8 protein-coding genes are annotated in these 13,325 nt (G+C 55.5%); all 8 read right to left on the minus strand.

Annotated features, from left to right (window positions below):
- Positions 1-51 precede the first annotated feature (51 nt).
- The 8 genes from J7E85_RS13595 to J7E85_RS13630 all read right to left on the minus strand — a co-directional run bounded on the left by J7E85_RS13595 (position 52) and on the right by J7E85_RS13630 (position 13,314).
- Entirely contained in the window at positions 52-234 is a 183-nt protein-coding gene (locus J7E85_RS13595; protein ID WP_215158584.1) for a hypothetical protein, read from the minus strand.
- 3 nt (positions 235-237) lie between these two features.
- Positions 238-462, minus strand: a complete 225-nt coding sequence (locus J7E85_RS13600) for an MbtH family protein (RefSeq protein ID WP_215158586.1) — start codon at positions 460-462, stop codon at positions 238-240.
- Complete coding sequence (locus tag J7E85_RS13605; protein ID WP_215158588.1) at positions 446-7,687, minus strand: amino acid adenylation domain-containing protein; 7,242 nt, start codon at positions 7,685-7,687, stop codon at positions 446-448. Before J7E85_RS13605 ends, J7E85_RS13600 begins: the two co-directional genes overlap by 17 nt.
- 12 nt (positions 7,688-7,699) lie before the next feature.
- Positions 7,700-8,677 carry an isochorismatase family protein gene (locus J7E85_RS13610; protein ID WP_215158590.1) on the minus strand — a complete coding sequence of 326 codons (978 nt, stop codon included), beginning with the start codon at positions 8,675-8,677 and terminating at the stop codon, positions 7,700-7,702.
- A gap of 45 nt (positions 8,678-8,722) precedes the next feature.
- Positions 8,723-10,354, minus strand: coding sequence for a (2,3-dihydroxybenzoyl)adenylate synthase (locus J7E85_RS13615; protein ID WP_483311319.1), 1,632 nt, complete (start codon positions 10,352-10,354; stop codon positions 8,723-8,725).
- A 5-nt stretch (positions 10,355-10,359) separates the two neighbouring features.
- Positions 10,360-11,604, minus strand: coding sequence for an isochorismate synthase DhbC (dhbC, locus tag J7E85_RS13620; protein WP_215158594.1), 1,245 nt, complete (start codon positions 11,602-11,604; stop codon positions 10,360-10,362).
- 68 nt (positions 11,605-11,672) lie between these two features.
- Positions 11,673-12,458 carry a 2,3-dihydro-2,3-dihydroxybenzoate dehydrogenase gene (locus tag J7E85_RS13625; RefSeq protein WP_215158596.1) on the minus strand — a complete coding sequence of 262 codons (786 nt, stop codon included), beginning with the start codon at positions 12,456-12,458 and terminating at the stop codon, positions 11,673-11,675.
- A 13-nt stretch (positions 12,459-12,471) separates the two neighbouring features.
- Entirely contained in the window at positions 12,472-13,314 is an 843-nt protein-coding gene (locus J7E85_RS13630; protein WP_215158598.1) for an alpha/beta hydrolase, read from the minus strand.
- Positions 13,315-13,325 lie beyond the last annotated feature (11 nt).

Below are 13,325 nucleotides of genomic sequence, written 5' to 3' on the forward strand. Positions count from 1 at the left end.
GCTTCGTTCCCCATGCATCACCAAACCAGCCTCCATCGGCAGAACGATGGCTTAGGTAACCAAATAACCAACGTTCAGCACACCTGAAGCCGCAGGGGGCACTTCAAGTTCCCGGCTGATCTCTGGAGCACAACGTTCAGCACGGTGACGTCCCAACCCGACCACAAACATCACTGCCACATAGACGATACACAATACCGTGTTCGGGTTAGGGTTCAGCAGCCAGGTGCTCATAGCCTATGTTCTGCTGACTGACGGCCCGGTGTTGGCATACAAGCTTCGCGGCCGCAGATCAACCCAGTTCTGGTTGATAAAGGCGACGCATTCCTCCCGCGTGCTAAGTCCAAAAGCCTGTGTCCAGCCCTGCGGAACAGCCGCGAAACCCGGCCAGAGCGAATATTGACCCTCATGGTTCACCAGTACAAGAAACTTGCCGTCGACTTGCTCAAAAGGATTGGTCATGGATAAGTTCCCTCCTCTCCAATGTGGTCTTCCCTCGGGGTGCAGCTGCCTCCAGCTTGCTTAGAATACACTTGCCGATATAGTCCAGAGGACCCGGCTGGCATAGATCCTTATGTCGGCATTCGATATCATGCCGTTCGATTCGCCCTCCAACATAAGGGCTCCACATCTCCGGTTCAATGGGCTCGAACCAATCGGGGATGATAGTCGAGTGGAAGAATAGTATATCCCCCTCAAACTTCTTCGGAACGAACGCCTTCAACAGCTGAACCGAGTTCTCATAAGTCGCCTTCAGATTCATCATCGTTTCTTCCCCCAGGGACGCCAGCGCACTGCTCTCATTACGCAGCAATTCCAGCGCTGTCGCTATGGTTAGCGGCGTGTCTCCAAGCCCCTCTTCAATGCTCTCCCTGTCAAAGCCGCCAAGCGCCAGCAGCGCGGTCAAAGCCTCGTCTTCGTCGGGGTTTTCCTTGATTGGCAAATAATGACTTGGGTAAGCATCCAGTATGGCTAGCAATTCAATGTCTTCACCCGTCTCCTGCAGCTGTACCGCAATCGACTGAGCGACATTGCCGCCCAGAGACCATCCGAGCAGCCGGTATGGCCCTCTTGGTTGCAGGGAACGTACGTGGTCGATATAGTCTGTCGTCATCTCTTCCAGTGATTTCGGCAGCTCCTCTACTTGCGCTATCCCCCTCGCCTGTAAGCCGTAAATCGGATAATCCATGCCGAGATGCTTCATCAAGCCGGCGTAGCACCAGCTTAGTCCTCCGGCCGGATGCACGCAGAACAACGGGATTTGACTTCCGTGCGCCCGAAGCGGAAGCACAACCTGCATCGCACTGGTACCACCGCCCATCTCAAGCTTGTCAACAAGGCCCGCTACCGTAGGGGACTCGAATAAAGCCGCTATGCTTAATTCTTTTCCAAGCGCTTCGCGAACCCGGCTGATAAGCCGGACGGCCAATAACGAATGGCCGCCGAGCTCGAAAAAGCCGTCATCGATACCCACCCGTTTGACCCCCAATATATCAGCAAACAACTCGCATAACACTTCTTCCTGCGGGGTTCGTGGATGGCGTCCATCTGCATCGAACGCCATATCGGGAGCCGGCAGCGCTTGGCGATCGAGCTTTCCGTTAGGCGTAAGCGGCAGCTTGTCCATAAATACGAACGCCCCAGGAACCATGTAATCAGGAAGCATCGAGGCGGCATAACGGCGCAGCTCTGCACCTGAAGACAGCTCGCAACTGGGCTTGCTCACAACATAAGCCGCAATCCGCCGATCTCCTGGCTGATCCTCACGCACAATGACAGCCGCCTGCGCGAGTGCCTCATGGCGTATGAGGACCGATTCGATTTCACCAAGCTCGATCCGGAAACCCCGTATTTTCACCTGATGATCGGACCGTCCCAAATAATCCAGCGTACCGTCAGCCAGCCGCTTCGCCAAATCGCCGGTTCGGTACATTCTTGTCCCAGGCGGACCATACGGATTTGCCACAAACCGGTCGGCCGTCAGGTCGGGTCGTCCCCAATACCCCCGCGCAAGTCCTGCGCCGGCGACATACATCTCTCCGGTTACGCCATACGGAACGGGCCGAAGCTTGGCATCCAGGACATATACTCTGAGATCCGGTATGGCTTCTCCGATCATGCTGCCGGCTCCCGGCAGCGCAAGGTTCCGATTCAATTCCATATAGCTGACATGCACGGTTGTCTCCGTAATCCCGTACATGTTGATCAGACGCGGGGCATCGTCGGCATGACGCTCATACCAATCCGCAAGCCGTCCGAGCTCCAAGGCTTCACCACCGAACACAACGTACCTGAGCGACAGTTTCTGCCCCATCTCCGCCTGCTCCCGATCCGCCTGAATCAACGGATAGAACGCCGAAGGCGTCTGATTCAGCACCGTCACGCCTTCCCGGACCAGCAAGCTCAACATGTCGGCCGGCGATCTGCTGATCGTATGCGGAACAACGACGAGTCGGCCACCGTACAAGAGCGGTCCCCATAATTCCCATACCGAGAAATCAAAGGCATACGAGTGGAATAATGTCCATACATCGGTCTCATCAAATTGAAACCAATTCGCGGTAGAATCAAACAACCGGATGACATTCTGGTGCGGTACAAGCGCGCCCTTCGGTTTGCCAGTAGACCCGGAGGTATAAATGATATACGCGGCACACTGCGGGGTAAGAGGCCTGTGACGCTCATGGTCGCTTGGATTTTCTTTAGAATAACGCTGCAACCGTAAAGCTTGCTCGGACTCATCGACCACAATGCATCTGATGTTTGCCGATCCAGGCAGCCGATCCAGCACATGAACACTTGTAATGAGACATACCGGACAAGCGTTCTCCATCATGTAAGCCAGCCGATCCTCCGGGTACTCCGGATCCAGCGGCAGGTAAGCGGCCCCCGCTTTAAGTACAGCCAATATGCCGATGACCATGTCCATCGAACGCGGCAAGGCGAGCGCTACGATCTGATCCGTACCGACGCCTGCTGCAATCAACCAGTGAGCAAGTCGATTGGCACGCTCGTTCAGCTCCTCATAACTCAGAGACGATCCATCATGGACAATCGCGACCGATTGAGGCGAGCGGCTGACCTGCGCCTCAAACTGCTGGGGCAAGGTTGCCTGCTTGGTAACAGGCAGCGGAGCGCTCCACTGTCGACGGATTTCCTCACGCTCATGAACGGTTATTATATCAAGTTGACTGATGGTTTTACTTGGTTCAATGGCAGCACTCTCCAACACGCGCACATATCGCTCCGCCACCGCTTCTGCCGTTCTGCGCTTGAACAAATCAGTACTGAATTCGATCAAACCGTCCACTCCGTCAGGTTCGCCGTTCATATCCCGCCGCTCCGTCAGCTCGAAGGTTAGGTCAAACTTCGCCGTACCTACGCCTTGCAGCTGCAGCTTCGAGCTGACTCCCGGCAGCTCAAGCGAAGTTTCCGGCGTATTTTGCAGCACGAGCATCACTTGGAAAAGCGGATGTCTCCCCCGGGAACGCGGCGGGTTCAATGTCTCGACAAGCCGCTCAAACGGCACATCCTGGTGCTCGAAGGCGGCCAGGCTCCTCTCCCGTACCCGTTGCAGCAGCTCGTCAAATGGTGGGTCATCCGACGTGTCGACACGAAACACAAGCGTATTGATGAAGAAACCAATCAATTGATCCAGACTGTCGTCGTTCCGGCCCGAGACCGGACTGCCGATCGGAATGTCCGTACCTGCGCCCAGATTCGTAAACAGCGCCGCCATCGCAGACTGAAACACCATAAATAAAGTCGCTCGATTGCTCTGCGCGAGCGTATTCAACTGCCGATGCAGTTCACGCGAAATCGGAAACGACACGCTTCCGCCCTGATAGCTGGCGACAGCTGGCCTCGGATAATCAGTGGGCAGCTCCAATTGCTCCGGTAAATCGCAAAGTGCCTCGGTCCAATAGTCCAGCTGGCGGGCGATCAAACTGCTCTTATCGCCTGAGCTGCCAAGAAGCTTCTCCTGCCAAACGGCATAATCTGCATATTGGACCGGTAACGGAGACCATTCCAGCTCACTCCCCAGGCGCCGTGCCGTATAGGCATCTGATAGATCTCGTGTCAGGGGAGTAAGCGACCAGCCGTCTCCCGCTATATGATGCAGCAGCAACAGCAGAACAAACTCTTCGTTATCCAGCTTGAACAACTTTACCCGCAGCGAGGTTTCGGTGGCAAGCTCGAATGGGTACCTGACGTCTTCGGCCAATCGATCAGGCAGCTCCGACTCGCTGATTTTGGTCACCATCAGTTCCGGTCGTGCCTCCTCGGCGTCCAGGATGTGTTGATAGGAAGTCCCATCTCGATCCGGGTAAACCGTGCGCAGCGATTCATGACGAGCCGCCACATCCCCCAGCGCCATTCGCAATGCGTCCACATCAAGCTCACCTGACAAGCGGGCCACAAGCGGAATATTATAGGTCGGACTCGGACCCTCCAGACGATATAAAAACCATAACCGCTGCTGGGCAAAAGATAAAGGCAGATGCTCGGTCCTCATCACGGGACGCACAGCCTGTCTGGCCGCTTGCGCATAATCAAGCCGCTTGACGAGACTCGCAACCATCCCTGCTTCAAACAGACTTCCCATCCTAAGCTCCACGCCGAAAGCCTCCCTGACACGTACCATCACCCTGCCGGCAAGCAGGGAATGGCCGCCGAGAGCAAAGAAATCATCATCAATGGTAACCCGCGGTAACCCGAGCACCTCGGCAAAAATCGTGCAGAGCATTTCCTCCTGCGGTGTCCGCGGCATGCGACCGACCGTCAACGGATGATCCGGTGCAGGCAGCGCCTTGCGATCCACCTTCTTGTTCGGCGTTAACGGGAGCGCGTCGAGTGCCACGATAACAGACGGCACCATGTACTCGGCCAGTTTCTCTGCGGCATAATCCCGTAATTCTGCCATATTGATGAGGTTTGAAGCAGATGGGGACGGTACAATATAAGCAACGAGGCGTCGATCACCGGCCCGATCCTCACGGATGATGACACAGGCCTGCTCCACCTCGGTATGAGCCACAAGCACGGACTCAATCTCTCCCGTCTCAATACGGAAGCCGCGCAGCTTGATCTGATGATCGGCACGCCCTAAATAATCAATCCAACCATTCTCCAGCCAGCGGGCAAGGTCGCCTGTTCGGTACATCCGGGATCCCGACGGACCAAAGGGATCCGCGACAAACCGTTCCGCCGTCAAATCGGGTCTTCCCAAATACCCTCGGCCAAGCCCCGAGCCTGCAATGTACAGCTCGCCTGTTACGCCTGACGGAACCGGGGACAGTGACGAATCAAGCACATATAGCCTCGTATTCCAGACCGGCCCCCCAATGGATGGCTTGTCCCGTTCAAGATCGAGCTTGGCCGCCGTCGAATAAATCGTTGTCTCCGTCGGACCATATTGATTATTCACTTCGCAGTTCAGGTCTTGAAGCGCAAGCTTAAGACCGACCGGTAGCGCCTCGCCCCCGGTTATGACTTTCAGACGCTCAAACTTTTCTGGACGGCAAGCGACAATGGACTGCCATAACGTCGGGGTAGCCTGCATGATGGTCGTCCCGGTTTCCCGAATTCTGCCTACGAGAGCCGCTGCGTCGAGAATGGTATCCCGCATCACGATGTCGAGCGTCGAACCGCATACTAGCGGCAGCAGCACCTCCATGACCGAGATGTCGAATGACATCGTCGTAACCGACAGCCAACGATCCCGCTCCCCAATCTCCAATCGCTCGCGCATATCCGACAGCAGATTGGCAAGCCCTTCGAACGTGAGCAGGACGCCCTTAGGCCGTCCCGTTGATCCGGAGGTATAGATAACGTAGGACGGGTGAAGCGGAAGCAGCGGACGTATGCGATCAGCATCGACCGGATTATGAAACGCCTGCTGCTCCAATCTCTGGTGGGTAACCGGAGCATCCAGCACGATCACGTCCTTGTCTTTCATGACAGCTGCGAAATTTCCAGCCAGCTCCTGTGTTGTTATCAAACACGCCGGCTTCGCATCTTCAAGCATAAAGGCGATCCGTTCGTCCGGATAATCCGGATCTAACGGTAAGTAAGCCGCTCCAGCCTTATGCACGGCCAGGATCGCAACGATCATGTCCGTCGAACGAGGGAGGGAAAGGGCAACGATTCGTTCAGGACCTACTTCTCGCGCAATAAGTAAGCGGGCCAGGCGGTTCGCTCGCCTGTTTAGCTCCTCGTAACGAAGGGTTAGCCCTTCACATACCACCGCCTCCGTCTGCGGGGTACGAGTCACCTGCTCCTCGAATAATTCCGGTATGCTTAACTGCGGTAAGGGACGAGCCGTATCATTCCATTGAAAAAGCACCTTGTCGCGTTCTTCCGGCAAGATGAAGGCCACGCTTCCTACAGAATGGGCCGGCTCCGCTTCGGCCAGGCTGTCCAGCAAATACAAATAGCGATGTAAATGGGACTCTAACTCCTCCAGGTTATAGATCAATGGATTGGCATCCATATCGACTCTCAGCCCGTTCCCATCCAAACTATCCAAACTTCCATATACGTTCAAGGTCAGATCATCCACCGGACCGGAAGCCAGGTTACGGACACTGCCGCCGAAACCTCCAAAGTTCAATTTCGGTGTAAAGGGCATCACATTGACGAGCGGTCCAAATAACCTGCGGTTATCGGCGAGCAGCTTGAGATCGCGCCGGATGTCCTGATGCCTGTAGCGCTGATGCCGCTTGATCTCGCGAACCTCCCGTGCGACCTGCTGCATCAGGTCGATCAGACTCATATCGGGCCTTATGTGCACCCGGAGCGGCAGCACATTCATGACCATGCCTGGAATACGGATGGAGGCCGAACCTAGGCGACACATCACCGGCAATCCAAGCACAACATCCCCAGCGCCTGTTATACGGTGTATATATAGAGCCGTTGCAGCCGCAATTACATCCGGCCAGCTTGTCCCTGATGCTTGTGCGACCTCCTGTAAGCGATGGATCGAAGATTCGGGAAGCTGCACCGAACGGCGCAGGAAGCTGCGTGCCGAACGCTGTGCCTGACCGCCTAAGCTAACGACCTCCGGCTCATCGGCAAAGCGCTGCAGCCAGAATTCACGATCCAAGTCAAGCTGCTGCGACATGCGGTATGACGTATCTTCTTCCAGGATCGTACGAAACCTGCCGAACGCTCCTATGCCGGAAGATACTCTGCCCGCCAATTCCGTGTAGACTTGGGAAACTTTTTGCAGCAGAAGCGATACGCCGAACCCATCGATTACGATATGATGAATGCGTTGGTACCAATAATAGCGATCGGCAGCGATCTTGAACAGCGCCTCCGTAAATAGCGGCCCTCGGCTCAGATCGACTGCTTGGGCAAGATCATGTTCCATCCAGCTTTGGGCAGCATGATGAGGATTCTCCTCCCCGCTGACATCCAGCACATGAAGGGGCCAGTCCGGAGATGGATCGATCGACTGCCAAGGGCCGTCCATATCTTCGCCGAAGCGAACATGCAATGCTTCTGCCTCCACGACCACCTGACGTAAAGCCCTCTCGAACAGAACCGGGTCTATAGGTCCTCGTATTTCAATGCATTCCGCCGTGTTAAATAACGGATTGACCGGGTCAAGCTGCTGGGCGTACCAAATCCCCAGTTGCGCTCCGGACAGAGACCAGCGCTCCTTCTCCCGCTCAAGCATATCCATCCCTCCTTACACCGTATAATAATCATAATTAGGCCGCGACAAGCTCAGCTTATCCGACAGCAATTCCCACCAGCCCGCCAGTGTCGGCCGCTCGGCCAATTCCACAAAGCTGATATCGATGCCTTCACGCCGCAAACGCTCGGCCAAACTCATGATCCGAATGGAATCCAGCCCCCAGTACTCAATTAGATGGTCATCATCACCAATATTAGACGGCTGCTCCTGCAGCAAATCTGCTACGTTCTCTCGCAACGTTTGCAGCGTCAGCAGCGGTAGTGCGTCCGCAGAACTCTCCGAATCCCGCTCTCCGCTTGGAGCCACAGAATGCTCCGAGACCGTATGCTGCTCTTGAGTTAACGAAGCAACCAAACGCTCCGTGGTCAGCGTAACAGCGCAGCGTTCGGCAGCATAAGTCAGTGCCAGACGATGCTTCTCTTCCGAGAAATCGGCAAGGGCATCCGCAATGAAGAATGGCTGTATATCTTTCATAAAAGCTTCGGTTGCGGTCAGCAAACAACCGATATGAGCGTAAATCCCGCAGATCATCAGCTGGTCACGGCCTTGCTCGCGCATCATTTCATGCAAATTAGTTTTCTGGAAGGCGCTGTATCTCCATTTGGTTAACAGCAGATCCCGTTCCGTCGGCGCCACCGCATCCACGAATCTTTTCTGGTAAGGACCGTCATTGATGCCGGACCCCCAGAAATCCTGCAGCAGACCACGCTGCTCCGGTGCTTGTCCGCCAGGTTGTGCCGAATAGATCACGGGAATGCCAAGCTCAGCACAACAGGAGCGAAGGTTCTGAATATGGGCGATCAGCTCCACGACAGGCGATTGATCCGGAGTGAACGCGTCGATGAAATATTGCTGCATATCGTGGATGAGCAGTACAGCACGGCTGGGATCTGCCGTCCATGCCACCTTATTCTTGGGCAGATCCGCCTCCCCAGGCATGGGATAAGGTAAAATCTTAGGAAGTGCCATCATATCTCCTCATTTCTAAGTTAATTGGATATATTCACCCGAGCGTCATGATTTTTGTATCGCTAGTTCGCGCAGACTCTTTTTGCTTACTTTACCGACACCCGTGTGCGGGAAGGTATCCATAAACTCCACCCGATCCGGGATTTTGTATGCAGCGAGCCCCCTATTTCTGAGAAAAGCCTTCAGCTCATTGCCGCTAACCGCAGCATCATGGACGATAACGAAGGCACAGGTCCGCTCGCCCAGATACTCGTCCGACATGGCGACCACGGCTGCATCGTGCACGCTCGGATGGGCAAGCAGATGATTCTCGACCTCCTCGGCCGCGATTTTGTCACCCCCGCGGTTAATCTGATCCTTGGAACGGCCTTCGATCACCAGGTATCCTGAGGGCGTCATGCTCGCCAGATCACCCGTTCGATAGAAGCCGTCTGTGGTAAAAGCCTTTTCGTTAAACTTGTCCGCTTTATAGTAGCCGCGAATTGTATAGGGTCCCCGTGTCAGCAGTTCCCCCACTTCACCGGGAGCCACCTCTACGTCATCCTCATCGACCAGCCGCACTTCATCATACGGGGACATCGGACGCCCCTGTGTATGCACCGTTATCTCTTCCGGGTCATCCAGCCTGGTATAGTTCACCAAGCCTTCCGCCATCCCGTAAACTTGCTGCAGCGTACATCCCAGCACCGTTTTTACCCGCTTGGCTGCCTCTGCACTGAACTTGGCCCCGCCCACCTGCAGCACCTGAAGGTGGGACAGGTCATCCGAGCGGGATTGTGCGGCCTCAAGCCAGATTAAGGCCAAAGGCGGGACGACCGCCGTTATTGTTACGGCCTCGGAGGCGATCAGCGGAAACGCCACCTCCGGACTCGCGGACCGGGCAAGGACAACTCTCCCTCCCGCATACAGCGTCCCCAGTACGCCCGGCGAGCTAAGCGGAAAGTTATGGGCAGCGGGCAGTACCGCCAAATAAACGCTATCCTTATCCAGCGAGCAGATTTCAGCGCTCATGCGCAAGCTGTAAATATAGTCGTCATGCGTGCGCGGAATGAGCTTCGGCAGTCCGGTCGTCCCGCCGGACAGCTGCAGGAACGCAACATCGCCGGGATCGGGGCCTTCCTCGTCTAATTCGCTTGAAGGACTGCCCGAATCATCAAGATACAGGTCATCCAGGGATAGAAATGTGCCAAAGCCCGGGTCGCCTGCAACGATGACATGGCGCAGCGAAGGAACTGATGTCTGAACTTGAGCTGCCAAGTCCCGGTAATCATATCCCGAATCCTGATCCGGAATAATATAAGCGGCAGCTTCGCTGAATCCGCATAGATATACGATTTCGCTCCGGCGGTGGACGGGCAGGGCGAAGACAGGAATTGCCCCGATGCGGAACAGCGCAAATATCGTATCGAAAAATGGCTCGATATTCGGCAGCTGAACGATAACCCGTTCCTGCGCTTTAATTCCGAGCTTAAGAAATCCCGATGCTAGGCGGTCCACCCGGTTGTCCAGCTCAGCATAACTTGTACGCTGATCGCCACTCACGATTGCAGTCCGCTCCCCATGCGCTGCCGCACGCTTCCGCAGCAGCGCTCCAAACGTTTCGCCTTGCCAGCATCCTTCCTCCCGATAACGGGCAGCAAACTCCTCCGGCCAAGCCTTACAACCTGCCAATTCCAACAACCTCATTCCTCCTCCAAAAGCGTTGTGTGTTGTTCATTCAAGCCCATGGTTGCAAGAATCGTGCGGAATTTGGCTGACGTCTCGGCCAGCTCGGCTTCCGCATTGGAGCCTGATACGATTCCGGCTCCCGCAAACACCCGCAGTAAAGTTCCTTCCGTTTCCGCGCAGCGAATCGTTACGGCCCACTCGCCGTCTCCATTAGCATCCGACCAACCAACGGCCCCCGAATAGAAGCCGCGATCAAATGGCTCGATCGCTCGTATGACATCCCTGGCCGCATCGGTCGGCGTACCGCAGATCGCCGGTGTCGGGTGCATCGCCAGAGCAAGATCCAACGATGTTACGGAATCATCCTTCAGGACGCCGTTGATTTCGGTAGACAGATGCCACATGGCATTCGTGTGGATGAGGGAAGGTTCGGCGGGTACCTCCAACTTGCTGCAATAAGGCTGCAAGGCCGACGCCACAGCATCAATCACGATGGCATGCTCATATCGGTCCTTGGCGGATGACAGCAGCGCTGCCGCCCGCCGCTTATCTTCAACTGGATTGGCACTCCGAGCGGCAGAACCTGCCAAAGGATTCCCCTTGATCCGAAGCCCCTTCTTTGTTACGAGCAGCTCTGGGCTTGCGCCAAACAGAGTCCTTGTGGATGCAACGGCATCCGGACTGGAAGCGTGGGATGACTCGGGTGCCAACGGAACGGCAAACGTATAGCCATGGGAGTGATGATAGGCTAAGTGATTCAATATATGAGGAATGGACAAGGCATGAGGAAGCGTGATATCCAGTGTTCGAGATAGCACCGCTTTATGGAGTTTCTTTTGACGAATCAGATCCAGCAACCGGTTCACGCCTTCCTTGAACGCCGCCGGTTCGGGAACGGACAGCACGTTGTAACTGGAAATCCGGGACCTTTCCGGGGCTTGGCCTATAGAGAATAGAAGGGAATCATACCACTGAGCCGTAAGCGGAATAAACAGGCTCGCCGGTTTTAATATGTCAAAAGGGATGGCGCCTACAACAACGGCATCTGGCCGTCCCGCTTGCTTGGCGAGGTCCAGCAGTTCCCAGGCCCGTTCCGGCAGTGAACTATGGTCGTTCTCTGAGGGAATCGAAAGTCTTGAGTACTCTCCATGCGTTAACAACGTCTTGCGCGGGGATGAGAAGAAGAAGGACGAACCGACCCGGTATTGTTCCATAAGTTGCGCAGCCTCGGCTGCGGTTGGAGCATCATACTGTAACATTTCAGTCTCCTCTCTGCTTATGAGCCTACCATTTATCGAATTGTAAAAAGAATAAAACACGCGAATCCTCAGCAGCCTAGCGTCGCACCGCCATCCACGCATACATCCTGCATGGTCATGTGCCGGGCCCGATCGGATACGAGAAAAATGACAGCATCCGCAATATCGGAAGGGTGCGCGATTCGACCAAGCGGTATGCCGACACGGTAAGAGTCCAGCGCCCCTTCGATGATGGGCCCTGCGCCTTGATCATCCTTCCATAGCAAGCGCTGCATCCCGGTATCCGTAGAACCGGGGGAAACTACATTGCAGCGAATGTGATGACGGGCGTATTCCAGCCCCAAACACTTTGTGAACATCGTAGACGCTGCCTTGGAAGCAGCATAAGCCGACATCTGGGCCCGCGGAACTTTGGATGCATTCGAGCTCACCGTCACGATTGCTCCGGAATTACGGCTCACCATCCGTCTTACGACGGAGCGTGACGTGTAGAATACACCGTTGGTGTTGACGTTGAAATGCGCCTGCCAATCCTCGTCGCGAAGGGACTCAACCCCTCCGATTCGCAGCACTCCGGCAACGTTAACGAGAATCTCGATCGGACCGAGTTCCTCCTCAATCCGCTCAATCATCGCTTCAACCTCGGCACTGCAGCTGACATCCGTCCTGTAAGCCGCAGCCTGTACACCTGAGCTGCATAGATCGGCCGTAAGGCTCATCAGCTCATCCTCCTTCCGATCGCAAGCCGCGACGACAGCTCCTTGCCGGGCGAGGGCTCGTGCCACCGCTTCGCCTATCCCTTGGGCGGCACCGGTCACGAGGGCTACTTTCCCGTTAATACCTGTAATCTCCAAGGCGATCACCTCCTTAGTCGTGAGGATAAAGTGCATAACGTAATGCTCTGCTGATGAGGACAGGCAGCACGGAAAGATGCCCCTCGTCCTCAAACTCTTTGAATTCGGCTCGGATGCCATACGCCGACACAGCAGCCAGACGCTCGGCGAGTTGGGATGCGCTGATGCAATTGCCGGTGACATGGGACCTCTCGTGCTCTCCTGCACCAAGCAGCAGCCGAACATGGCAAGGCTCTTCCTTGATGCGTTCGACAAAGCGCTGCTCCAGCTCATGTAAATATTCCTGATTCCAGTGAATAGATGGGCTGCCCGCGATATAACACGAGAATGCCTGCGGTTTGCTGAACATGGCATAGAGCGTGAACAGCCCGCCAAGGGAATGGCCGAAGATCGTCTGACGACGGCGGTCGATGTTAAATTCGCTCTCGATCTGCGGTTTCAGTTCCTCCTCGATGAATTGCAGGAATTCAGCCGCTCCCCCCTGTTCCGGGACGGAGGTGCTATCCCGCTTGTTCTTGAAGTTCGTATTGGGGTAGGGCGTGTAATCATAAAACCGATCCTGGGCATACTGCCCCTCCGTGTCGTAACCGATACCGACTATGACCGCCGGCAATATCCCTGTTTTATCCGGCCTGTGGCACTGCAGGCGCAGCGTTTCGACCATCGTATGAAATACGCTGTTGCCGTCTAACAGATAGATGACCGGATATCCTGACGGCGGAGCCTGCCCCGTAGGCTGTGCGGCAATGATTCGGTAGCGGCGCTGCCCTGCCCTCGAGCGCATCACCCAATGCTCCGCATGGGGCAGCTCCACGCTGCGCCGCATCATATCAACAGAAGGCGTATGATTGCTCATGTCGTGCCTCC

It is taken from the genome of Paenibacillus sp. ISL-20, from assembly GCF_018613005.1.
Taxonomy (GTDB): domain Bacteria; phylum Bacillota; class Bacilli; order Paenibacillales; family Paenibacillaceae; genus Paenibacillus_AQ.